Source organism: Agromyces sp. Y558 (assembly GCF_059445415.1).
The window spans coordinates 2,211,218-2,234,123 of record NZ_JCAIUH010000001.1; the positions used below are offsets into that span (position 1 = coordinate 2,211,218).

The following is a 22,906-nucleotide window of genomic DNA, read 5'->3' on the forward strand; positions in this document are numbered from 1 at the left end:
GGGCTCAGCCGTCGAGGCCGAGCTCGCGACGCAGGCGCGCCACGTGTCCGGTGGCCTTGACGTTGTAGAACGCCCGCTCGATGCGGCCGTCTTCGCCGATCACGAACGTCGACCTGATGGAGCCGACGATGATCTTGCCGTAGAGGGACTTCTCGCCCCACACGCCGTACGCCTGCTGCACGGCGAGGTCGGCATCGGAGAGCAGCGTGTACGTGAGGTGGTCGCGTTCGGCGAACGCGGCCAGTTTGGCGACCTCGTCTTTCGAGACGCCGAGCACCCGGATGCCGGCGCTCGCGAAGGAGTTCAGGTTGTCGCGAAAGTCGCACGCCTCGGTGGTGCAACCCGGGGTCATCGCCGCGGGGTAGAAGTACAGCACCACCTTCGAGCCGCGCAGGGCCGAGAGGGTGACCGGTTCGCCGTTCTGGTCGAGCAGGGTGAAATCTGGAGCGAGGTCGCCGGGGGCGAGTCGAGCATCGGTCATGCCTCCATGGTAGGCAGATCGACGGATGCCGCGAACTCGCGCCTTGCCGGAGTCGGAATCAACCACGGCGCCGAGACGTGCGGGGTCAGGAGGCGGTGCCGCCGGCGAAGGTGGTGAGCAGGCGCTGCAGCGACTCGAGACGAGCCGGCCCGGTCTCGCCGAGCTCGCCGGCCTCGACGGCCTCGACGATGGCGCAGTCGGGCGCGTCGGGCAGGTGCGTGCACCCGCGGGGACAGCGCTCGGCGATGCGATCGAGATCGGTGAAGGCGCGCAGGATGTTCGCGCGATCGACGTGGCCGAGTCCGAACGACCGCACACCCGGGGTGTCGATGACCCAGCCGGTGCCGCCGGTGGTATCGAGCTCGTCGCTCCCGGGGAGGTCGGCGGCGTCGAACCGGAGCCAGACGGTCGAGGAGGAGGTATGCCGACCTCGGCCGGTGACGACATTGACCCGCCCCGTGGCCCGTTGAGCGCTCGGCACGAGCGCGTTCACCAGGGTGGACTTGCCGACCCCCGAGTGACCGACGAAGACGGTGCGGTGGCCGACGAGCACGTGTGCGATGTCGCCGAGCGGCATCTGGTCCTCTCCGCTCAGGAAGACCGGCAGGTCGAGACCGGCGAAGTTCCGCAGGAACTCCTCGGGATCGGCGAGGTCGGTCTTCGTGACGACGAGCAGCGGCCGGATGCCGGCGTCGAACGCCGCCACGAGGTAGCGATCGAGCAATCGGATGCGAGGTTCGGGGTTCGCCGCGGCGACGACGATGAGCATCTGGTCGGCGTTGGCGACGATGACCCGCTCGACTTCGTCGGTGTCGTCGGCACTGCGGCGGAGCAGAGTCGTGCGCTCACCGACACGAACGATGCGCGACAGTGTGCCGGGTTCGCCCGACGTATCGCCGACGAGATCGACGTGATCGCCGGTGACGACCGACTTGCGACGCAGTTCGCTCGCCCGCGCCGCGGTGATCACACGTTCGGTGGGGCCGTTCTCGTCGATGAGCACGCTGTAGCGGCCTCGGTCGACGCCGATCACCATGCCGTTCACGGCGTCGGCATGCTCTGGGCGCTGCTTGGTGCGGGGACGGCTGCCGCGGCGGCTGGGCCGCACGCGCACGTCGGACTCGTCGAACTCAGGTTCCTCGTCCTCGTCGTCGTCGGCGCTCCACCAGGTCATGCCAGCATCTGTTCCCAGAGGGCGGTGAACTGGGGGAGGGTCTTGCCGGTCGACGCGATGTCGTCGACGACGACGCCGGGCACGGCGAGGCCGAGGATCGCACCGGTCGTGGCCATGCGGTGATCGGCGTAGGCGCGCCACGGGCCGCCGTGGAGGGGCGCCGGCTCGATGCGCAGTCCGTCGTCGAGTTCGGTGACCATGCCGCCGAGTCCGTTGATCTCGGCGGCGAGGGCGGCGAGACGGTCGGTCTCGTGGTGGCGGATGTGCCCGATGCCGAGGATCGTCGATGGTGCGTCGGCAAGGGCGGCGAGCGCAACGAGATTCGGTGCGAGTTCGCCGGCCTCGGACAGGTCGAGCTCGACGCCGCGGATGCCTCGGCGACCGTCGCTGCCGAGTGGCGGGGCGTGCACGGTGAGCCGGTCGCCGTCGCGTTCGACTCTCGCTCCGAAGCGAGGCAGGAGCTCAGCGAGCTGGGCACCCACTTGCGTCGTCTCGGCGGGCCAGCCGGTGATCGTCACCGAGCCTCCGGCGACGAGTGCGGCGATGAGGAACGGTGCGGCGTTGGACAGGTCGGGCTCGATGTCCACATCGATCGCGCGGATGGAGCCGGGGGAGACGAGCCAGTGCCCGGGTTCCGGGCTCAGCACGTCGACTCCGCGCGCGCGCAGTGTCTCGATGGTCATCTCGATGTGCGGCATGCTCGGCAGTCGATCGCCTGTATGAGTGAGATCGAGCCCCTGCTCGAAGCGTGCAGCCGAGAGCAGGAGACCCGACACGAACTGGCTCGAGGCGCTCGCGTCGATCGCGAGGGCGCCGCCCTCGACGCGTCCGGTGCCGTGCACCGTGAAGGGCAGGGCGCCGCGCCTGTCGTCGTCGAGGTCGACGCCGAGGGCCTGCAGGGCATGGATCGATGCGCTCATCGGTCGTCGTCGGGCTCCCTCGTCGCCGTCGAACGTCGTCGGGCCGAGCGCGAGTGCTGCGACCGGGGGCAGGAATCGCATGACCGTGCCGGCGAGACCGCAGTCGATCGTCGTCGAACCGAGCAGCTCGGTCGCGGGAGTGACCCGCAGATCGTCACCGAAGCCGCCGCTGCCCGCGAGACGTTCGAATCCGGTGCCGAACGCGCGCAGACCCTCGATCATGAGCTCACTGTCACGAGACCAAAGAGGAGCGCGAAGCGTGGAAGGCCCGTCGGCCAGTGCGGCCAGCACGAGCTCGCGATTGGTGAGCGACTTGGACCCCGGTAGGGCCAGCACCGAGGCGAGCGGAGCGATGGCGAGTGGCGCGCGCCACCCGTCATCCGTCTCGGTCTGCCTCGCTTCGCCGTACGGATCGAACTCGGGTGCGGAATACCTCGAAATCTGCATCGGTTACCAACAGTAGCGTCAGGAAACGCGGAAGGAGATGGTGCACGTGTCGGTTGGAGTGCTCGAACGCAAGACGGTCGCTGCGGTTGACGATCTAAGATGGCCGGTGATGACTGCCGACCAGATCGACGCAACGCCGACCGACCCCGAGACCGCGGAGGCCGCCCGGCCGGTCGGTGAACTCTTCGAGGAACAGGCGCTGCCGTTCATCGACCAGCTCTATGGGGCAGCGCTTCGCATGACGAAGAATCCTGCCGACGCGCAAGACCTCGTGCAAGAGACGTTCGTGAAGGCGTTCGCAGCGTTCGGGCAGTTCACGCAGGGTACGAACCTGAAGGCATGGCTGTACCGCATCCTCACGAACACCTTCATCAACAGCTATCGCAAGAAGCAGCGCGAGCCGTACCAGGGCACGATCGACGACCTCGAAGACTGGCAGCTCGGCGGCGCCGAATCGACGACCGCTCGCGCGAGCCGCTCAGCAGAGGCCGAGGCGATCGACCACCTGCCCGACAGTGCGGTGAAAGACGCGCTGCAGGCGCTGCCGGAGGACTTCCGTCTCGCCGTGTACTTCGCCGACGTCGAGGGGTTCTCCTATCAGGAGATCGCCGACATGATGAACACCCCCATCGGGACCGTGATGAGCCGTCTGCACCGTGGCAGGCGCCTGCTCCGCGAGTCCCTCGCCGACTACGCCCGCGAACAGGGTTTCGCTGCGGGCGAGCCGGCGTCACCCACCAGGAGGCAGAGCATGCCCAAGAGGCAGAACATGCCGAGGAGCTCACGATGACTGATTGCGGCTGCGACAAGGCCAGGGCTGAACTCGAAGAATATCTGCACCATGAATTGCGTGGCGCGGATGCCACCGACATCCGTGAGCACGTCGAGAACTGCGCCGACTGCCAGGCTGAACTGCGCGTCGGCGTGGCGATCACCGAGGTCGTGCAGCGGGCATGCCGCGAGAGCGCACCGGCTGAGCTGCGCGTGCTCGTCTTGGAGCGCATCCGGTTGTTCCAGTCCTCGCACGAACCGGTCGTCTGATCCTCGTCGGTTCCGCCCGGATCCGGCGCGCATTCAATCGTTCGTTCGATGCGCGTGTGCAGGTCGATCTGTAACGTCGACGGTGTGATCGAGAATTCCGCCCCGCCTTCGAAGCGACGCGTGCCCACGTGGTTGCGCGTGCTCATTCCCACGACCCTCATTCTCGTCTGGCTCGCGCTGTTCGGCGCGGGCGGCGCCGCCTTCGGCGGGCTGAGCGACGTCTCGACGAACGACCAGGCGCAGTTCCTACCCTCGTCGGCCGAGGCCACCGAGGTCACCGAGTTGCAAGAGGGGTTCCGCGACACCGATGAGCTACCGGCGATCGTCGTGGTCGCGGGCGATCAGGAACTCGACGAGGCGCAGCTCTCGGCGATCGACGAACTCCGTGACGAGCTGCTCGCGGTCGAAGGCGTGAACGCCGAAGGTGCCTCGCCGGTGCTGCCGTCGGACGACGGCAACGCGGCCCAGATGGTCATCCCGATCGAGCAGGTCGAAGATGGTGCGAAGCCCGCCGAGATCGTCGGAGAGCTGCGCACCGTGCTCGACGAGCACGCCATCGACGGCACGACGGCCGCCATCACGGGGCCCGCAGGATTCAGCGCCGATATCGCTGGCGCGTTCAGCGGCATTGACGGGCTGCTCCTGGCCGTCGCCCTCGCTGCGGTGTTCATCATCCTCATCGTCGTCTACCGATCGCCACTGCTGCCGGTCATCGTGCTCTTCACGAGCCTCACCGCGCTGTGCGCGTCGGTGTTCACGGTCGTCGCACTTGCGCGAGCCGACATCATTCTTCTCTCAGGGCAGACGCAGGGAATCCTGTTCATCCTCGTGATCGGCGCCGCCACCGACTACGCGCTGCTCTACATCTCCCGGTATCGGGAGACCCTCACCAGCTACGAACGCAAGTGGGATGCCACGTGGGCGGCGCTGAAGGGCTCGTGGGAGCCGATCGTGGCCTCGGGCGGCACGGTGATCGTCGGCCTCCTCATCCTGCTCGTGAGCGAGCTCACCTCGAACAAGATCCTCGGACCGGTCGCGGCGATCGGCATCGTCTTCGCGCTCCTCGCCGCGCTGACCCTGTTGCCGGCGCTGCTGCTCTGGGCGGGCCGGGCGGCGTTCTGGCCTCGCCGCGTCGCCCACATCGGCGATGATGTCGAGGCGCACGCCCGGCACGCGGCCGGCGTACACGACGCCTCGGCTCCCGATGAAGCGGATCTCCCGGATCGCGGCATCTGGGCGGGCGTCGGCCGGCTCGTCTCGAAGCGCCCCCGCACTGTCTGGATCGTCTCGGTGCTGTCGCTCGGCGTCATGTCGCTCGGCCTCGTGCAGCTCGATGCAGGCGGTGTCGCCTCGAGTGAGTTCGTGCTCGGTGAGTCGCAGGCTCGCGACGGCCAAGCGCTACTGGGCGAGCATTTTCCCGCGGGATCGGGCACACCGGCGATCGTGATCGGCCCACAGGACGAGCTGCAGCAGATGACGGATGTCGCGCTCGACACCTCCGGCGTGGACTCCGTCGCCGTGGTGAGCGCCGACTCGCCAGCCGGCACCGCGCCCGTCACGAGCGACGGCATCCAGGCGTTCGGCCCGCCTGGAACCCCTGCGCCCGCCCCGACGGTCGTCGACGGCGATGTGCAGCTCCAAGTGACCCTCACCGACCCGTCGGACTCGCTCGAGGCCGAGGCGACCGTCGAGCAGCTCCGCGAGAGCCTCGACGAGGTCGATACCGAGGTGCTCGTCGGCGGGCAGACGGCGGTGGCGCTCGACACGAACACCGCGGCGATCGCAGACCGCACCCTCGTCATCCCGCTCGTGCTCGCGGCGATCCTCGTGATCCTCATGCTGCTGCTGCGCTCGATCGTCGCCCCGCTCATCTTGGTCGGCAGCGTCGTGTTGTCGTTCGCGGCGGCGCTCGGGGTGTCGGCGCTCGTGTTCGAGCACGTCTTCCACTTCCCGGGCGCCGACCCTTCGGTGCCGTTGTTCGGGTTCGTGTTCCTCGTCGCGCTGGGAGTCGACTACAACATCTTCCTGATGACGCGGGTGCGGGAGGAGTCGATGCGGTTCGGTACGCGGGCGGGCATCGTGCGCGGCGTCCGGCTGACGGGCGGAGTGATCACCTCGGCGGGCCTCGTGCTCGCGGCGACGTTCGCAGCGCTGGGGGTGCTGCCGATCCTCTTCCTCGCGCAGATCTCGTTCATCGTCGCGTTCGGGGTGCTGCTCGACACGTTCCTCGTGCGCACCCTGCTCGTGCCCGCGCTCGCGTACGACATCGGACGCGCCATCTGGTGGCCGAGCAAGCTGGCACGCGGCATGCGCTGAGACCAGCGTCACTGACGAAGCGAGCGGATGCCCCGGGGCATCCGCTCGCTTCGTTCGTTCGTTCGTTCGTGTCGTGGTTAGATCGTCGTCGCGTGGCGCACGAGTTCGGCCTGCTCGGTGGCGTGCCGCTTCGCGGAGCCGGTCGCAGGCGACGCCGCTGCGGCGCGGGCGACGACCGAGACGGCGCGCGACCCGAGCTTGTTCGTCTCGATGATGAAGTAGGGCCACACACCCTGATTCTCGGGCTCGTCTTGTGCCCACATCAGCTCGGCGTTCGGGTAGGAATCGGCGACGTCTTTCAACGCCTCGGCTGGCAGCGGGTAGAGCTGCTCGAGACGCACCACCGCGACTTCCGTGTTCTGCTGCTTGTCGAGCTCGGTGATCAAGTCGTAGTAGATCTTGCCCGAGACGAACACCACGCGCTTGACCGCGGCCTTATCGGCGATGCGTGCATCGTCGATCACCGGCTCGAACCTGCCCTGCGTGAACTCGGCGACCTCGCTCGTCGCGCCACGGAGGCGAAGCATCGCCTTCGGCGTGAACACGACGAGCGGCCGGCGGGGGCGGGCGTACGCCTGACGACGCAACAGGTGGAAGTACGACGCCGGCGTCGATGGCCGGGCCACCGTCATGTTGTTCTCGGCGCAGAGCTGCAGGTACCGCTCGATGCGGGCGCTTGAGTGGTCGGGCCCTTGGCCTTCATAGCCGTGGGGGAGCAGGAGCACGACGCTCGAGCGCTGGCCCCACTTCTGCTCTGCCGACGAGATGAACTCGTCGATGATGGTCTGCGCGCCGTTGGCGAAGTCGCCGAACTGCGCCTCCCACAGCACGAGCGCGTCGGCCCGCTCGACGGAGTAGCCGTATTCGAAGCCCATCGTCGCGTACTCGGAGAGCAGTGCGTCGTAGATCCAGAAGCGCGCCTGGTTGTCGGAGAGATTCTGCAGCGGGAGCCACTCCTGGCCGTTCGCACGATCGTGCAGCACCGCATGGCGCTGCACGAAGGTGCCGCGCCGGGCGTCTTGGCCGGAGAGGCGCACCGGGGTGCCCTCGAGGAGGAGCGAGCCGAGCGCGAGCAGTTCGCCGAAGCCCCAGTCGATCTTGCCGTTGCGGCTCATGTCGAGGCGCTTCGTGAGCAACTGCTGGATCTTCGGGTGCACCGTGAAGCCCGAGGGCTTGTTGTTGAACGCATCGCCGATGGCGTGCACGACCTCGGTCGAGACGCCGGTGGTCTCGAGTTCGCCGGTGACCGGCTCGACCGGCTTGGTGGTCTCGGTCGCACCGATGATCTGGATCGCCCCGGTCTGCGCGGCATGCGTCTCGGCGAAGGCACGCTCCAAACGGTCTTGGAAGTCGCGGTGGGCGTCTTCGTATTCCGCCTCGGTGATGTCGCCACGGCCGACGAGTGCTTCGGTGTAGAGCTTGCGCACCGAGCGCTTGGCCTCGATGAGGTTGTACATGAGGGGCTGGGTCATCGAGGGATCGTCGCCCTCGTTGTGGCCGCGGCGGCGGAAGCAGACGAGGTCGATGACGACGTCGCGCTTGAACTCCTGCCGGTAGCGGAACGCGAGCTCGGCCACACGAACGACGGACTCGGGGTCATCGCCGTTCACGTGGAAGATCGGAGCCTGGATCGTCTTCGCGACATCCGTCGAATAGATCGACGAGCGTGCATCGCCCGGCACCGTGGTGAAGCCGACCTGGTTGTTCACGACGACGTGGATCGTGCCGCCCGTGCGGAACCCGCGCAGCTGCGACATCTGCATCGTCTCGAGCACGACACCCTGGCCGGCCATGGCCGCATCGCCGTGCACGAGGATCGGCAGGGTCGAGAACGTGCCGATGGGCTTTCTGTCTTGCTTTGCCCGCACGATGCCCTCGAGCACGCCGTCGACGGCTTCGAGGTGCGAGGGGTTCGCCGCGAGGGAGACGGGGATCTGGTGGCCGTCGTCGGCGGTGAAGGTGCCCTGCGTGCCGAGGTGGTACTTCACATCACCGGAGCCGGAGAAGCCCTTCGAGTGCTGGGTGCCCTCGAACTCGCGGAACACCTGGCCGTAGGTCTTGCCGGCGATGTTGGTGAGCACGTTGAGGCGCCCGCGGTGCGCCATGCCGATGGCGACCTCGTCGAGGCCCTCTTTCGCAGCGCCCTGCAGGATCTCGTCGAGGAGCGGGATGACGGACTCGCCACCCTCGAGGCTGAACCGTTTCTGGCCGACGTACTTCGTCTGCAGGAACGTCTCGAATGCCTCGGCTTCATTGAGCTTGCCCATGATGCGCATCTGCTCGTCGTGGGTCGGCTTCTCGTAGCTGCGCTCGACCTGGTCTTGGATCCACTTGCGCTGCACGGGGTCTTGGATGTGCATGTACTCGATGCCGATCGTGCGGCAGTACGAGTCGCGCAGCACGCCGAGGATGTCGCGCAGCAGTGCCGTGCGCTTCTCACCGAAGCCGCCGGTGACGAACTCGCGGTCGAGGTCCCAGAAGGTGAGCCCGTGGCTGGCGATGTCGAGGTCGGGGTGCGAACGCTGCACGTACTCGAGCGGGTCGATGTCGGCCATGAGGTGACCGCGCACGCGGAACGCGTTGATGAGTTCCTGCACGCGGGCCGTCTTGTCGATCGCGCTCGCGATGTCGACCGAGATGTCGGGTGCCCAACGGATCGGCTCGTACGGCAGCCGCAGCGCCGAGAAGAGACCCTCGTAGAAGCCTCGCTGGCCGATGAGGAGCTCGTGCACCTTCTTCAGGAACTCGCCGGAACCCGCGCCCTGGATCACGCGGTGGTCGTAGGTCGAGGTGAGCGTGATCGTCTTGCCGATCGCGAGGTGGGCGAGCGTCTTCTCGCTTGAGCCCTGGAACTCGGCCGGGTACTCCAGCGCGCCTGCGCCGATGATGCAGCCCTGGCCCTTCATGAGCCGCGGCACCGAGTGCACCGTGCCGATGCCGCCCGGGTTGGTGAGCGAGATGGTCGCGCCCGAGAAGTCGTCGGCCTTCAGCTTGTTCTGGCGGGCACGCTGCACGAGGTCTTCGTAGGCGGCGAGATACTCGTTGAACGTCATCGTCTCGGCGCGCTTGATCGCGGGCACGAGCAACGCCCGGGAGCCGTCGGGCTTCGGAATGTCGATCGCGATGCCGAGTCCGATGTGAGCGGGCCTGACGAGGCTCGGCTTGCCATCGATCTCGGAGTAGAAGACGTTCTGGCTCGGGAACTCCTTGAGCGCCTGGATGAGCGCCCAGCCGATGAGGTGCGTGAACGAGATCTTGCCGCCGCGCGAGCGCCGCAGGTGGTTGTTGATCACGATGCGGTTGTCGATCACGAGCTTCGCAGGGATGGTGCGCACGCTTGTGGCGGTCGGCACGGTGAGCGATGCGTCCATGTTCGCGGCGAGGGCTTTCGACATGCCCTTGAGCGGAAGGACCTCGTCTTCGTGCGGTGCCTCGGCGATGATCGGCTGCGGGCTCGTGACCGGCACATCAGCGGGAACGGGCTGGGTACGCGGGGCGACCGAGGTCGTGCGCGCCGCGGAGGTCTGCCCGATGACAGGCACGGGGGCGGTGGCCGGAGGCGGCTCGACCGCCGGAGTCGCGGGTGCAGGGGCGGCGGCCGGTGGTGCGGATGCCGCAGGGGCGGCGGCCGGTGGTGCGGATGCCGCAGGGGCGGTGACCTCGGCGGGCGGCGCGGATGCCGTGGCATCCGTCGTCGGTGCGGTGGTCGACGGGTCGCCGGCGCCGGTCTTCACCTGGCGGTAGTGCTCGAGCACCGGCCACCAGGTTTTGTCGACCGACTCGGGATCGACGACGAACTTCTCGTACATCTCGTCGACGAGCCACTCATTGGCTCCGTATTCGCCCGACGTCGTCTCGTCGGATCCTGACCCGGTCAATTGGCTCGACACAGCCTCTCGCCCACTCTCTCCGTTGATGCTGGAATACCTGCAGCGGCGATCGCGCCACGAGCACGCGGGCCGTGCCGGATCACCTACACAAGCCTAAACCCCTGCGCGCGGCCGAGAGCACTCGCCCGCACGGCCCGTGGCGGCGGTAGCGTGGCGGCATGGAGTTCTACCGGACGACACCCAGTCACGACCTCACCTACTCGGACGTGTTCCTCGTGCCGAGTCGCTCCGGAGTGACGAGCCGCCTCGACGTGTCGCTCGCGCCCGACGACGGCTCGGGGGCATCCGTGCCGATCGTCTCGGCGAACATGAACTCGATCACCGGGCCGCGGCTCGCGGCCACGCTCGCTCGCCGTGGCGGTCTCGGCGTGCTGCCGCAAGACCTGCACCTGCAAGACCTCGACGAGGCGATCCGTTGGGTGAAGCACCAGTCGCCCCGCTTCGACACCCCGCACGATTTCAGCCCGGATGCCACCGCCGCCGACGCTCTCGCCGCGTTGCCGCCCGTCGCCGGCCACGGCATCGTGCTGCACGATTCCCGTGGGGCGTACGTCGGATGCATCCCGGCCGACCGGCTCGCGACCGCGCTGCCCGACGCCCGGCTCGGCGACCTGGTGCATGGCGGGCTCGCCTCGCTCGACGCCGACGACGTGGCGACCCCGAGGCGGGCGTTCGATCTGATGGTCGATGCCGGTGTCGACTTCGCCCCCGTGCTCGAGCATGGCCGGGTCGTGGGCACGTTGAGCCGCCGCAGCGCCCTGCGCGGCACGATCTACGATGCCAACGTCGACGCCGACGGGCGACTTCGCGTGGCCGCCGCGGTCGGCATCAACGGCGACGTCGCTGCGAAGGCGACTGCGCTCGTTGCGGCGGGCGTCGACATGCTCGTGATCGATACCGCGCACGGGCACCAGGATGGCATGATCCGGGCGGTGTCGATCGTGCGGGACCTCGGCCTCGACGTGCCGATCGTCGCCGGCAACATCGTCACCGCCGGCGCGGTCGCCGACCTCGTCGATGCGGGCGCCGACGTGCTGAAGGTCGGTGTCGGCCCGGGCGCGATGTGCACGACCCGGATGATGACCGCGGTCGGCCGGCCCCAGTTCTCGGCGGTGCTCGAGACGGCTGCGGCCGCTCGCGAGCTCGGCGCGAAGGTCTGGGCCGATGGCGGCGTTCGCTACCCGCGCGATGTCGCGCTCGCGTTGGCGGCGGGCGCGGCGTCGGTCATGATCGGCTCGTGGTTCGCGGGCACGATCGAGGCGCCGGGCACGCTGCGGCGCGATGCGTCCGGGCGCCTCTTCAAAGAGAGCTGGGGCATGGCATCGACGAAGGCCGTGCGCGAGCGGTTCGATCGGCTCTCGCCGTACGAGCTCGCCCGCAAGGAGCTCTTCGCCGAGGGGATCTCCTCGTCGGCGATCTACCTCGACCCGTTGCGGCCGTCGATCGAAGACCTGCTCGACATGATCACCTCGGGCGTGCGCAGCTCGTTCACGTACGCCGGCGCCCGCACCATCGAAGAGTTCCGCGACCGCGCGCTCGTCGGCATCCAGTCCGCCGCAGGGTACGAGGAGGGCAAGGCGCTGCCGGTCAGTTGGTGAGGTGACCCGTCGGACTGTGGACAGAGGCCGCGGCGCGCTCGTCCGACTCGCAACGCTGCCGTGCCATGTCGCATCCATTCGAAGTACTCGCGCAGCCGATCCGGCGTGGGACCGCTCGGTGATCGCACGGGTCTCGCCGGTATACTGGGCGGACAATGGACGATCCTCCCTCTGCGAACACTCCCGGCCATAGACCCTCGCCCGTGACTGCTCGGGGAGGTGGCGATGTCTGAGTGGATACTCCTCGGCATCGGACTCCTCCTCACGATCGGCACGGGCTTGTTCGTTGCCAGTGAGTTCGCCCTCGTCAATCTCGATCGGGCTGACCTCGAAGCACGGCGCGCGCGAGGTGAGACGAAGCTCAGCCTCACGATCTCGGCGCTGAAGATCACGTCGACGCACCTCTCGAGCGCCCAGCTCGGCATCACGCTGACGACCCTCCTCACCGGTTACACGATGGAACCCGCGATCTCCTCGCTGCTCGCGGGCCCGCTCGCAGCCGTCGGACTCCCCGAGGCGCTCGTGCGTCCGGTCGGGGCGACGACGGCGATCGTCGTCGCGACGCTCCTGTCGATGGTGATCGGCGAGCTCGTTCCCAAGAACTTCGCGCTCGCGCTCCCGAGGCAGACAGCCGTCATCGTGATGCCGTTCCAGACCGCGTTCTCATGGGTGTTCCGTCCGGCGATCTCGCTCTTGAACGGCAGCGCGAATGGAATCCTGCGCGCCTTCGGCATCGAACCCAAGGAAGAGCTCTCGGGTGCACGTTCAGCTGAAGAGCTCTCCTCGCTCGTGCGCCGCTCCGCGAGCGCCGGGCTGCTGGAACAGGACACTGCGACCCTCCTCGGCCGCACCCTGCGCTTCGCCGATCACGATGCATCCGACGTCATGACCCCGCGCCCTGCTGTCGCCGCGGTGCAACGCCAGCAGCCGGCGGAGGCCGTGCTCGAGCTCGCACGTCAGACGGGCTACTCCAGGTTCCCGGTCTACGACGAGAACCTCGATGACGTCGTCGGCCTCGTGCACGTGAAGCAGGCGGTGGCCGTGCCGCGAGAGAAGCGGCGCGACGTTCCCGCATCGGCGTTGCAGTCGGAGGCGCTCAGAGTGCCCGAGACCATGAAGCTCGACGCACTTCTCGGTGAGCTCCGCGGGCGGGGCTACCAGATGGCCGTCGTCGTCGACGAGTACGGCGGCACCGCGGGCGTCGCCACCCTCGAAGACCTCGTCGAGGAGCTCGTCGGCGAGGTGGCCGACGAGCACGATCGCACTCGTGCCGGCATCGTGCACCGCGGCGATGTCATCAGCTTCCCCGGAATACTGCGACCTGACGAACTGCTCGAACGCACTGGCATCCGCGTGCCCGAGAACGGCGACTACGAGACCGTGGCCGGATTCGTCATGGCCGAGCTCGGGCGACTGCCCGTGGTCGGCGACGAGGTGCTCATCGACGATGGCACCCTCGCCGTGCAGCGACTCGACGGTCGGCGCATCGACCGCGTTCGATTCGTGCCGACGCCGCTGCCCGACGCCGACGAAGTGGAAGGTGGTGACCGATGAGCGACTGGGCTGGAATCGCATGGCTCGTGGTGCTGCTCATCGCCAACGCCTTCTTCGTCGGCGCGGAGTTCGCGGTCATCTCGGCGCGGCGCTCGCAGATCGAGCCGCTCGCCGAGCAGGGAAAGCGCAGCGCGAAGACGGCACTGTGGGCGATGGAGCATGCCACGCTGATGCTCGCGATGAGCCAGCTCGGCATCACGATCTGCTCGCTGCTGATCCTGAACGTGTCGGAGCCGGCGATCCACCACCTGCTCGAGGTGCCCCTGCACCTCACCGGCTGGTCGGTCGAGGTCGTCTCGACGATCGCGTTCATCGTGACGCTCGTGCTCGTCTCCTACCTGCACGTCGTCTTCGGCGAGATGGTGCCGAAGAACCTCTCGTTCTCTATCCCCGACCGCGCCGTGCTGCTGCTCGCGCCGCCGCTCGTCTTCCTCGCCCGCATCTTCCGGCCGATCATCGTCGCACTGAACGCCACCGCCAACGGTGTGCTGCGCCTCTTCGGGGTCGAGCCGAAGAACGAGGCGAACTCCACGTTCACGCTCGAGGAGGTGCAGACGATCGTCGACCAGTCACGCCGCGAGGGCGTGCTCGACGACGCGAGCGGCACCCTCTCGGCCGCCTTCGAGTTCACGACGAAGCGAGTGCAGGATGTCGCGGTGCCGCTCAGTGGCCTCGTGAGCCTGCCGCCCGCGGCCACGCCGGCCGACGTCGAGCGGGCCGTGGCCAGGCACGGGTTCTCCCGCTATCCGATCCTCGACCCGGCGGGCGAGCCCGACGGGTACGTGCACCTGAAAGACGTCATCGATCTCGACGACGACGAGTTCGACGACCCGATCCCGGCGAAGCGGGTGCGCCGGCTCGTCTCGATCTATGCCGGCACCGACCTCGAAGACGCACTCGCGACGATGCGCCGGCTCGGCACGCACGTGGCGCGGGCCTTCGACGAAGACGGCACCACGACCGGAGTCATCTTCCTCGAGGACATCATCGAGGAGCTCGTCGGCGAGGTGCAGGACGCGACCCGACGCAGGTGAGCGTCGGGCGCGGCTCGTGTCCGCCCCTCGCACGCGGCCGATGCGGCGGCGGGTGCGGCGGCGGGTGGTCCCAGACGGGGGCTGCCCGCCGTTCGACGTCGAGCGTAGAATCCGCATGACCCGAGAGGCGAGGTATCGTCATGTTTGAATCCGCAGAAGGATACGCCGTGCTGCCAGCCACCGACCTCGAGCGCGCGAAGCGCTGGTGGAAGGACGTGTTCGGCCTCGATCCGGTGGAGGATTCACCCGGGGGAGTGATGCTGAAGATCGGCGGCACGCCAGTGCTCGTCTACGAGACCCAGTTCGCCGGCACTGCCCAGAACACCGCGCTCGGCATCGACACCGACGATCTCGACCGCGACATGACCGCGCTGCGCGAGCGCGGCGTCACGTTCAACGAGTACGACCTGCCGGGTGTGAAGACCGAGAACGGGGTCATCGAGGACGGCGGCATGCGCACCGCCTGGTTCGACGACAGCGAAGGCAACACCATCGCCCTCGGACAGCGCCTGGAGCGCGCTTCCCGCTAGGCGAGAGTTCGCAGCCAGGACTCGAGCGTCGCGGCATCCGTGAAGACGTGCCCGTCGCCGCCGACCCCTTTGGCGCCCTCGACGTTCTCGGCCCGGTTGTCGATGAACACGAAGTCGGATGCCGCGATGCCGAGCTCATCGATCACGTACTCGTAGATCGCCGCGTCGGGCTTGGCGACGTTCAGTTCGCCACTGACGAAGACCTGCTCGAAGAGCTCGGAGAAGGAGCCGTGACGGAGCCAGCCCGAGAAGTCGGCACCGGCGTTGGAGAGCAGTGCGAGGCGAGTGCCGCCCGCAGCCAGGGCGTGCAGAACGCCGAGCGTATCTGGGTCGAGCGAGAGCCAGCTGCGGTGGTCGATCGCCCAGAGCTCGTGCACGTCGATCGCGCTCCACTCGACGCCCAGGTCGGCGGCCACCGCCTGCCAATACTCGGCGATCGACGCGGTACCGCGATCGAGGTCCGCTCGGTGGGCCCAATATGCGGTCCAGAACGGCTCGGGGTCGGCGCGCACGCCGGCCCGGTCGAGGAGCGCGGCGCGGTCGGCGTCACTCGGCTCGCGGGAGATGACTTCCCCGTAGTCGAAGACGACGACACGGGGAGCGAGACTGATCGGTGCGGGGACTGTCGGAGGCATCCCACTCAACCTATCGTTGGAGCATGGACAGGCCGTGGCAGGAATGGACCGCCGACGACGCGGCCGAGTGGATCGTTGCACCCGTCGCCGCCGACGACAAGTACTCGCGCGGCGTGCTCGGCATCGTCGCCGGATCACCGGACTACCCCGGAGCCGCCGTGCTCGCCGTCGAGGCCGCCCACAGGGCGGGCGTCGGCATGGTGCGCTACACCGGGCCTCGCGCCGTACGCACGGCCGTGCTCGCGCGCAGGCCCGAGACCGTGACGACCCCCGGACGAGTGCAGGCCTGGCTCATCGGTTCCGGCATCGATGCGGGTCGTCGATCGTTCATGCTGCTGGGCGACCTGCAGGGCGCCCTCGCCTCACGGCTGCCGGTCGTGCTCGATGCCGGCGCCCTCGATCTCGTCGGCACGCACTCGGCGCCGACGGTGATCACGCCCCACGCACGTGAGCTCGCCGCGCTGCTCGCCGCGCGAGAGATCGAGACGAGCGTCGCCGAGGTGCGCGAGGCGCCCGCGGAATGGGCCCAGCGTGCCGCCAAAGAGCTCGGCGTCGCCGTACTGCTCAAGGGCGCGGTCACGCACATCTGCGACCCCGACGGCGATCGGTACACGGTCACCGCGCCCACGCACTGGCTGGCGTCGGCGGGCACGGGCGACGTGCTCGGGGGCATCCTCGGCGCCCTCGTCGCCACGCACCACGAGCGACTCGCTGACGACGCCGAGGCGCTCACTGCGCTCGCCGCGACGGCGTCATGGGTTCACGGCGAGGCGGCGCGACGCGCGAGCGCCGACGTCGCCGGCGGCCCCGTCACCGCGCTCGACATCGCGCACGCGGTGCCCGGCGTGGTCGGCACGCTGCTCTCCCGCTGACGCTCAGGCGCTGCGGAATCGGGTGAGGAACTCGCGGGTGCGCTCCTCGCGCGGTGACTCGAGGAATTCCGTCGCCGGTGCGTCCTCGATGATGCGCCCGGTCGAGGAACACGACCCGATCGGCCACGTCTCGCGCGAACGCCATCTCGTGCGTCGCCATCACGATGGTCGTGCCGCCATCTGCCAGCTTGCGAACGAGCGGGTTCGCGTGGCGGAATGTGACGCCGCTAGGCTCTTGCCATGACGGATGGGGCCGAGCGCGCGACATCCGCCAGCCCGCTTCGCTCCTTCCTCGGCACTCGCGCCGCGCTCTGGACCGCCTTCGCGATCGTGCACTTCGCGCTCATCTGGCTCAACCTGACGGCTCCCGGGTACCCCCTCGGCGATGTGACCGCTGTCTATCGTTTGTGGGCGGAGAATGCCGCGCACGGCTGGGTGCGCATGGGCATCGACGCGCCGTGGGTGTATCCGATTCTCGCCTTCGTGCCGATGGCGGCCGCGCTCGCCCTCGGATCGGCGGTCTACGCGCACACCTGGCTCACGATCGTCACCGTGCTCGATGCGATCGCGTTCGGCGTGCTCATCGGCCGCGCCCGACTCTCGCGCCCTCGCCGGCTCGCGGCTTGGTGGTGGCTCGGATTCCTCGCGCTGCTCGGGCCCATCGCGTTCGGTCGCATCGACGCGATCACGGTGCCGCTGGCGATCATGGGGCTGCTCTGGGCGGCGGGCCGCCCACGAGTGGCCGCCGTGCTGCTCACGATCGGCGCCTGGGTGAAAGTGTGGCCGGCGGCGCTCGTCGCAGCGCTCGTGATCGCCGCCCGAAGGCGGCTCGAGGTCGGCGCGTCGGCATTCGCGCTGAGCGTCGGCATCCTCGGGGTCAGTCTCCTCGCCGGTGCCGGGTCGAACGCAGTCGGCTTCATCGCCGAGCAGGCGGGCCGTGGGCTCCAGATCGAGGCGCCGCTCGCGGTCGCCTGGCTGTGGCAGATCGTCGCCGGGTCGAAGACCGTGACGATCGAGTACGACCGCGAGATCCTGACGTTTCAGATCTACGGGCCGGGTGCGGATGTCGCAGCGGCCCTCACGACTCCGATCATGGCGATCGGTGTGCTTGCCGTCGTGTTGATCGGGGTTCGGGCTGCTCGCCGCGGAGCCGCATTCGGACTGCTGCTGCCGCCACTCGCGCTCAGCCTCGTCGTCGTGCTCATGCTCGCGAACAAGGTCGGGTCGCCGCAGTTCGTGACGTGGCTCGCCGCACCCGTCGTTCTGGGGCTGGTGTATCGGCCGGCGCGCTTCGCCGTGCCCGCAATCCTCGCCGCCGCGATCGCGCTCTTCACACACATCATCTACCCGTACTGGTACGGATGGCTCCTGGTCGCCAATCCGGCGTTCGTGTTCCTGCTGACGGCCAAGTCGGTGCTGCTCGTAGTGCTTCTGGCCTGGGGCATCCGAGCCCTCTGGCGGGTCGGCGCACCGCGCTCGGTGCGGGGTGCGGTCGACGTGGTGAGCGGGAGAATGGGTCTCGACGAGTGAACAACTGAAGGAGACGAACATGCTGGTTGCATTCTCAGTAGCGCCGAGCGGAACGGGTCACGCCGATGGATCCGTTCACGACGCCGTCGCGGCGGCCGTGAAGATCGTTCGCGAATCGGGACTCCCGAACCGCACGACTTCGATGTTCACCGAGCTCGAAGGCGAGTGGGACGAAGTATTCGACGTCGTCCGCCGTGCGACGGAGGCGGTCGGCGAATACGGATCGAGGGTGTCGCTCGTGCTGAAGGCGGATATCCGACCGGGCTACTCCGGCGAGCTCGACGCGAAGATCGAGCGGCTCGAAACCGCGATCGACGACGCGGGCGTCGCGTAAGGCGAACGCGCCTGGGCGCCGACTGTCGAATCGATTCGATTCGTGCGAGAATCGCTGAGTGACCCGCTCCTCTGACGGGCCGACGACGTTGTCGCCGGCCCGTATTCGTTTTGCGCTCCTCGCGCTCGCACTCGGCGGCTTCGGCATCGGCTCCACCGAGTTCGTTGCCATGGGCCTGCTGCCGAACATCGCACACGACCTGCTGCCCGAGCTCTACGCGCAGTCCTCCGCCGACGCGAATGCGAACGCCGGCTGGATGATCTCCGCCTACGCCCTCGGCGTCGTCGTCGGTGCGCCCACGATCGCCGCCGCTGCAGCACGCTGGCCGCGCAAGCGACTGCTGCTCGCCCTGCTCACCGCCTTCACTCTCGGCACGGTCGCCTCTGCCCTGCTGCCGACGTTCGAGCTCGTGCTCGTCGCGCGCTTCGTCGCCGCCCTGCCGCACGGCGCGTACTTCGGCATCGCCTCCCTCGTCGCCGCGAGCCTCATGGGGCCGGGCAAACGGGCGAGGGGCGTCGCGTTCGTGCTCTCGGGTCTCACGATCGCCAACGTGATCGGGGTGCCGGCGATCACGTGGCTCGGGCAGGCAGCGGGGTGGCGCATCGCCTACCTCGTGGTCGCGGCGATCTTCGCCCTCACCTTCGTTGCGGTGCTCGTCGCGATGCCATGGCAGGCCGGTGACCCGCACGCGACGATGAGACGTGAACTCCGTGCGTTCACGCGCGCCCAGGTGTGGTTCGCCCTCGGCATCGGTGCCGTCGGCTTCGGCGGACTCTTCGCCGTCTACAGCTATGTCGCGCCGCTCGCCACCGACGTCGCCGGCCTGCCGGAGCAGCTCGTGCCCGTCGTGCTCATCGCCTTCGGCGTCGGAATGACGATCGGCAACATCGCAGGCGGTCGGCTCGCCGACTGGAGTGTGCGCCGCTCGATGTACCTGTTCTTCGCGATCCTCGCGGGCGCGCTCGTGCTGCTCGCGTTCACTGCCGGCAGCCCGATCGGCCTGTTCGCGGGTGTGCTGCTCGTCGGCGGGGCATCAGCTGCACTCTCACCGACGATCCAGGCGAGGCTCATGGATGTCGCACGCGACAGCCAGTCGATCGCCGCCGCGCTGAACCACTCGGCGCTGAACATCGGCAACAGTCTGGGCGCCCTGCTCGGCGGCATCGCGATCGCCGGCGGGCTCGGCTACGTCGCCCCGATCTGGATCGGTCTCGTGCTCACGATCGCAGGGGCGCTGCTCGCGGTGGCCTCGTTCGCGCTCGACCGTGCTCGCGGCCGACGCGGCGTGGCCGTTCCATACGCGACAGGCTCGATCGAGGCCGTCGAACCCTAGAGGGCGTCGACGGGCATCGGATGCCGCGGCATCCGATGCGGGACGACCGGCCGGTGGGTGGGCCGACCTCAGTCGGATTGCAGCAGGATGCCGTCGAGGATCGCGCGTTTGCGCAGCGCCACCTTCGTTCCGACGTCGTAGCCCGTCGCCCGGTACTTCTCGCGGATGCGCTTGAGGTAGCTTTTCGCGGTCTCTTCGGAGATGCCGAGCTGGAAGGCCACGGCCTTGACGGGCTGGCCGGCGCCGTAGAGCGCCATCACCCGGCGCTCTTGCGCCGAGAGCTTCGGTGCGGTGCCCGCTTCGGTGAGCGCGAGCTCGAGTTCAGGGGTGAGGTACGACTCGCCGATGCGTGCGGCACGGATCGCCTCGATGATCGTCTCGACCGGTTCGGACTTGACGAGGTAGCCGAGTGCCCCCGAACTGAGTGCCTCGCGCACAACGGCCGGCTCGGAGTAGGTGCTCATGAGCATCGTCTGCACTTCGGCGGACTTCAGCATCGAGAGCTTCAGCGAGATCGGGATGTTGTCGCGCAGGTCGAGGTCGAGCAGCACGACGTCGACGGGAAAGTCGGGATGCGCGAGCAACTCGGACCACGACGGCACTGCGGCGACGAGTTCGATGTCGGATGCCGCCCCGCGCAGCCATTCGGAGAGCGCTCCGAGGAGCATGCGGTGATCGTCGACGATCGCCAGGCGAATCGGTGGAGCGGTGTCGGCCATTCAGCTTCCCCTCGAACGGGTCGCCCCGCGGGCGACCGGAACTCCTGCTGAGACGTTCGGGTCGACCCGGCAGTCGACATCGATGCGGAAGGTTTCGGGTGCCGCAATGACATCGTGACTACCGACACTACCGAGTGCGTCCCACGTTGCGGGATCCACGCGTCGCCGGTTGACACCCGCGACCTCGATCGAGAGGAGCAGATCAGGCGCGTCGGGGTCTGCAGCGAGGCCCGGGGTCTCGACCGGTTCGCGGCACGTGATGTGCGTCGCGACTTCGCCGGCACCCTTCGGCTGCTCGCCGACGAGCAACCACAGCGCCAGGAGCAGCCCGTCTCGCTGGTCTTGGGCGAGTAGGCCTGCCAGCCCGTCGGGATCATCGACGGTGACCCGATTGCTGAGGTACGCGGACTCGGTGACGGCGTGACGCAGCCAGGTGTCGTTGCGGCCTTCGATGAGCCGCACCCGCAGGCGTGCCGCGAGGTCGCCCGCGCGCTCCGCGGACTCGGACGGCAGCGGAATGGCGATGCGGCCCGAGCTGACATCGTCGAGCAGCGTCTCGGCGTCGAAGTCGAGCTGAGCGAGTTCTTCCGAGGCGCGCATGCCCACCGCGGTTCGAGGGGTGGCGACGGTGCTCTGCACGAGTGAGAGGTCGAGTTCGCGGCGCACGAGCCGGCGGAAGCCGTTGATCGCCAACGCCACGATGACGACCGGCAGCACAGCGGATGCCGCGACGACGAGGGCCGTGACGGTGTGGTGTCCGGCAGACTCGAGCTGCAGCAGCGCCGCCGCGGCCAGGATGACGGCGATCGCGCCGGCGGCCAGCACCGGAATCCTCGTGCCCTTGATCGCCGCCACCGGCATGAGCACGGCACCGGCCGCGGCCGCGGCCGTCGGGGTCACGCCGATGTGCAGCAGACCTTGGGTGGCGTTCAGGTCGAGCCACACGGGAACGATGAGCGCGATGAGAAGGACGACGTAGAGCCAGTCGGGAAGCGGCGAGTTGCGCGACACCACGCGCGACAACACGCCGATTCCGACGACGATGCCGAGCGCGAGCCACGCCAGCCATGGGCCGGGGCCGGGTGGGAAAAGCGGGGCCAACGTCACCGCGTGCGCGAGATGTCCGGCGATGACGAGCCCCGACGCGATCGTGATGCCGATGGCGAGTCGACGGCCGCCATGGCTCTCCCGCACATCGCCGGCGGCTCGCGCGGAGCGGCTCGGCCGACGGAAGGGACGTCCGGAAGTGGATGCGGCGATGTGCGGGTCGCTCATGGCTTCGGCACCTCGAGCATGACCGTCGTGCCCGACCCGGGCGAGGAGAAGATGCGGGCGCGACCGCCGACGGTGCCCAGCCGGCCGACGACCGATTCGGCGTAGCCGAGTCGTGCACCGTCGACGGCCTCGGGTTCGAATCCGGTGCCGGCGTCGGTCACCATGGCGCGCACTGTTCGGTCGTCATCGCTCACCGTGACATCCGCTTCGGCGACGCCGGAGTGCCGGCGTACATTCTCGAGGCACTCGCCGAGGGCCCCGAGCAGCGCGTCGAGCGTGTCGCGCGGGAGGACGAGCCGGCCGGCTCCGTGCCAGTTCACGTCGAGGCCCATACGAGCGAAGCGCTGACGCACGGACTCGAACGTCATGCCGAGCGCGTCGTCGTCGGACTCGGGCGAGAAGATCGCGTTCGATCCGCTGTCGATTCGTGCGCCGAGCCTCAACTGCTTCAGCAGCCGTGCATCGTCGCCGGACTGCTGGCGCAACGCGGCGGCACCGACGCCGACGCCGGAGTGAGCCAACAGGCTGAGCGTCGCGAGCACCGTATCGTGCAGTACCCGTGCATCCTGACGCTGTTGCGATTCGAGTTCGCTCGCGAGACGCTCGGCCTCGTGCGCGCGGCCGACCTCGTTGATGCGTTCGGACGCCGACACGATGGCGCGGTCGAGCCAGATGCCGATCGACGCATTCGCAGCCCAGCCCATGAGCGTGCCGATCGCCACGGTCATCACTTGATGCCCGGTGATCGCGACGATACCGACCGCGATCAGGGTCGCAGCGGCGAGACCGAGCACAATGTACGCACCATCGGGCCGCACGATGAGCGGAATGGCCACCGAGGAGGCGGTGATGCTGGCCGTGATGGCCATCGCGGCGACGGACACGGGGTCGAGCACCGGGGCGACGCCGAGCAGGCTGATCAGGGCGATCGAGCACGCCACAGCGGCCAACGCGGGGGCGAGTGCGCCGCGCACGGCGTGCAGCGCGATGAAGACGACCGAGCCGAGGCTCAGGAGGGCTGCGACCGCCAGCTCGATGCCCGAAGTCGCTCCGGGAACGAGGAGGCAGGCGAGCGCACCGATCGCTCCGCTCAGCCCGGAGACCTGCGCGAGTCGCCGGAGCAGCCGGTCGCGTTCTTTGTGGATGCGTTTCATGACACCCCCTCGGCGTGGTCGGCGGCCGTGGAAACGGGCACCGTCACTCTCGAAGAGTAGCGGAGTCGA

At 68.6% G+C, this 22,906-nt stretch carries 19 protein-coding genes; 11 read left to right on the top strand and 8 right to left on the bottom strand.

Annotated features, from left to right (window positions below):
* Nucleotides 1-4 precede the first annotated feature (4 nt).
* From bcp to aroA, 3 genes are all read right to left on the bottom strand, one after another.
* Complete coding sequence (gene bcp, locus AC1C2T_RS10335; protein WP_495362463.1) at nucleotides 5-481, bottom strand: thioredoxin-dependent thiol peroxidase; 477 nt, start codon at nucleotides 479-481, stop codon at nucleotides 5-7.
* An 85-nt stretch (nucleotides 482-566) separates the two neighbouring features.
* Nucleotides 567-1,655 (bottom strand): ribosome small subunit-dependent GTPase A, encoded by a 1,089-nt coding sequence (gene rsgA, locus AC1C2T_RS10340; protein ID WP_495362464.1) that lies wholly within the window; start codon nucleotides 1,653-1,655, stop codon nucleotides 567-569.
* Nucleotides 1,652-3,022, bottom strand: a complete 1,371-nt coding sequence (gene aroA / locus AC1C2T_RS10345) for a 3-phosphoshikimate 1-carboxyvinyltransferase (protein WP_495362465.1) — start codon at nucleotides 3,020-3,022, stop codon at nucleotides 1,652-1,654. The genes rsgA and aroA overlap by 4 nt, the downstream gene beginning before the upstream one ends.
* A 109-nt stretch (nucleotides 3,023-3,131) precedes the next feature.
* On the opposite strand from aroA, the gene AC1C2T_RS10350 reads away from it, so the two are divergent.
* From AC1C2T_RS10350 to AC1C2T_RS10360, 3 genes are all read left to right on the top strand, one after another.
* The gene (locus AC1C2T_RS10350) at nucleotides 3,132-3,812 is read left to right on the top strand and encodes a sigma-70 family RNA polymerase sigma factor (protein ID WP_495362754.1); all 681 of its coding nucleotides are present in this window, start codon (nucleotides 3,132-3,134) and stop codon (nucleotides 3,810-3,812) included.
* Nucleotides 3,809-4,063: a zf-HC2 domain-containing protein gene (locus AC1C2T_RS10355; RefSeq protein WP_495362466.1), complete on the top strand. Its 255-nt coding sequence runs from the start codon at nucleotides 3,809-3,811 to the stop codon at nucleotides 4,061-4,063. The genes AC1C2T_RS10350 and AC1C2T_RS10355 overlap by 4 nt, the downstream gene beginning before the upstream one ends.
* Nucleotides 4,064-4,183: 120 nt before the next feature.
* Nucleotides 4,184-6,379 carry an MMPL family transporter gene (locus tag AC1C2T_RS10360; protein WP_495385209.1) on the top strand — a complete coding sequence of 732 codons (2,196 nt, stop codon included), beginning with the start codon at nucleotides 4,184-4,186 and terminating at the stop codon, nucleotides 6,377-6,379.
* Nucleotides 6,380-6,456: 77 nt separating this feature from the next.
* On the opposite strand, the gene AC1C2T_RS10365 is transcribed toward AC1C2T_RS10360, so the two are convergent.
* Nucleotides 6,457-10,269 carry a multifunctional oxoglutarate decarboxylase/oxoglutarate dehydrogenase thiamine pyrophosphate-binding subunit/dihydrolipoyllysine-residue succinyltransferase subunit gene (locus tag AC1C2T_RS10365; RefSeq protein ID WP_495385210.1) on the bottom strand — a complete coding sequence of 1,271 codons (3,813 nt, stop codon included), beginning with the start codon at nucleotides 10,267-10,269 and terminating at the stop codon, nucleotides 6,457-6,459.
* Between the two features lie 158 nt (nucleotides 10,270-10,427).
* On the opposite strand from AC1C2T_RS10365, the gene guaB1 reads away from it, so the two are divergent.
* From guaB1 to AC1C2T_RS10385, 4 genes are all read left to right on the top strand, one after another.
* Nucleotides 10,428-11,867, top strand: a complete 1,440-nt coding sequence (guaB1, locus tag AC1C2T_RS10370; protein ID WP_495385211.1) for a GMP reductase — start codon at nucleotides 10,428-10,430, stop codon at nucleotides 11,865-11,867.
* Between the two features lie 225 nt (nucleotides 11,868-12,092).
* Nucleotides 12,093-13,421, top strand: a complete 1,329-nt coding sequence (locus AC1C2T_RS10375) for a hemolysin family protein (RefSeq protein ID WP_495362470.1) — start codon at nucleotides 12,093-12,095, stop codon at nucleotides 13,419-13,421.
* Nucleotides 13,418-14,455: a hemolysin family protein gene (locus tag AC1C2T_RS10380; protein WP_495362471.1), complete on the top strand. Its 1,038-nt coding sequence runs from the start codon at nucleotides 13,418-13,420 to the stop codon at nucleotides 14,453-14,455. Before AC1C2T_RS10375 ends, AC1C2T_RS10380 begins: the two co-directional genes overlap by 4 nt.
* Before the next feature lie 167 nt (nucleotides 14,456-14,622).
* The gene (locus AC1C2T_RS10385; protein WP_495362472.1) at nucleotides 14,623-14,985 is read left to right on the top strand and encodes a VOC family protein; all 363 of its coding nucleotides are present in this window, start codon (nucleotides 14,623-14,625) and stop codon (nucleotides 14,983-14,985) included.
* Here AC1C2T_RS10385 and AC1C2T_RS10390 read toward each other — a convergent pair.
* The gene (locus AC1C2T_RS10390) at nucleotides 14,982-15,620 is read right to left on the bottom strand and encodes an HAD family hydrolase (protein WP_495385212.1); all 639 of its coding nucleotides are present in this window, start codon (nucleotides 15,618-15,620) and stop codon (nucleotides 14,982-14,984) included. The genes AC1C2T_RS10385 and AC1C2T_RS10390 overlap by 4 nt on opposite strands.
* A 23-nt stretch (nucleotides 15,621-15,643) precedes the next feature.
* Here AC1C2T_RS10390 and AC1C2T_RS10395 point away from each other — a divergent pair, with 23 nt between their 5' ends.
* The 4 genes from AC1C2T_RS10395 to AC1C2T_RS10410 all read left to right on the top strand — a co-directional run bounded on the left by AC1C2T_RS10395 (nucleotide 15,644) and on the right by AC1C2T_RS10410 (nucleotide 19,689).
* Nucleotides 15,644-16,492: an ADP-dependent NAD(P)H-hydrate dehydratase gene (locus AC1C2T_RS10395; protein WP_495362474.1), complete on the top strand. Its 849-nt coding sequence runs from the start codon at nucleotides 15,644-15,646 to the stop codon at nucleotides 16,490-16,492.
* A gap of 240 nt (nucleotides 16,493-16,732) precedes the next feature.
* Nucleotides 16,733-18,022, top strand: coding sequence for a hypothetical protein (locus AC1C2T_RS10400; protein ID WP_495385213.1), 1,290 nt, complete (start codon nucleotides 16,733-16,735; stop codon nucleotides 18,020-18,022).
* A gap of 19 nt (nucleotides 18,023-18,041) precedes the next feature.
* A complete protein-coding gene (locus AC1C2T_RS10405) occupies nucleotides 18,042-18,356 on the top strand; it encodes a thiamine-binding protein (protein ID WP_495362476.1) in 315 nt (104 codons plus the stop codon).
* 58 nt (nucleotides 18,357-18,414) lie between these two features.
* A complete protein-coding gene (locus AC1C2T_RS10410; protein ID WP_495385214.1) occupies nucleotides 18,415-19,689 on the top strand; it encodes an MFS transporter in 1,275 nt (424 codons plus the stop codon).
* A gap of 68 nt (nucleotides 19,690-19,757) precedes the next feature.
* Here AC1C2T_RS10410 and AC1C2T_RS10415 read toward each other — a convergent pair whose 3' ends face one another.
* From AC1C2T_RS10415 to AC1C2T_RS10425, 3 genes are read right to left on the bottom strand one after another with little or no spacing between them, the layout of a single operon-like run.
* On the bottom strand, nucleotides 19,758-20,408 hold the full coding sequence (locus AC1C2T_RS10415) for a response regulator (RefSeq protein ID WP_495385215.1): 651 nt from the start codon (nucleotides 20,406-20,408) through the stop codon (nucleotides 19,758-19,760).
* Nucleotides 20,409-21,683, bottom strand: coding sequence for a hypothetical protein (locus AC1C2T_RS10420; protein ID WP_495385216.1), 1,275 nt, complete (start codon nucleotides 21,681-21,683; stop codon nucleotides 20,409-20,411).
* Nucleotides 21,680-22,837, bottom strand: coding sequence for a sensor histidine kinase (locus tag AC1C2T_RS10425; protein WP_495362480.1), 1,158 nt, complete (start codon nucleotides 22,835-22,837; stop codon nucleotides 21,680-21,682). Before AC1C2T_RS10425 ends, AC1C2T_RS10420 begins: the two co-directional genes overlap by 4 nt.
* Nucleotides 22,838-22,906: the final 69 nt, after the last annotated feature.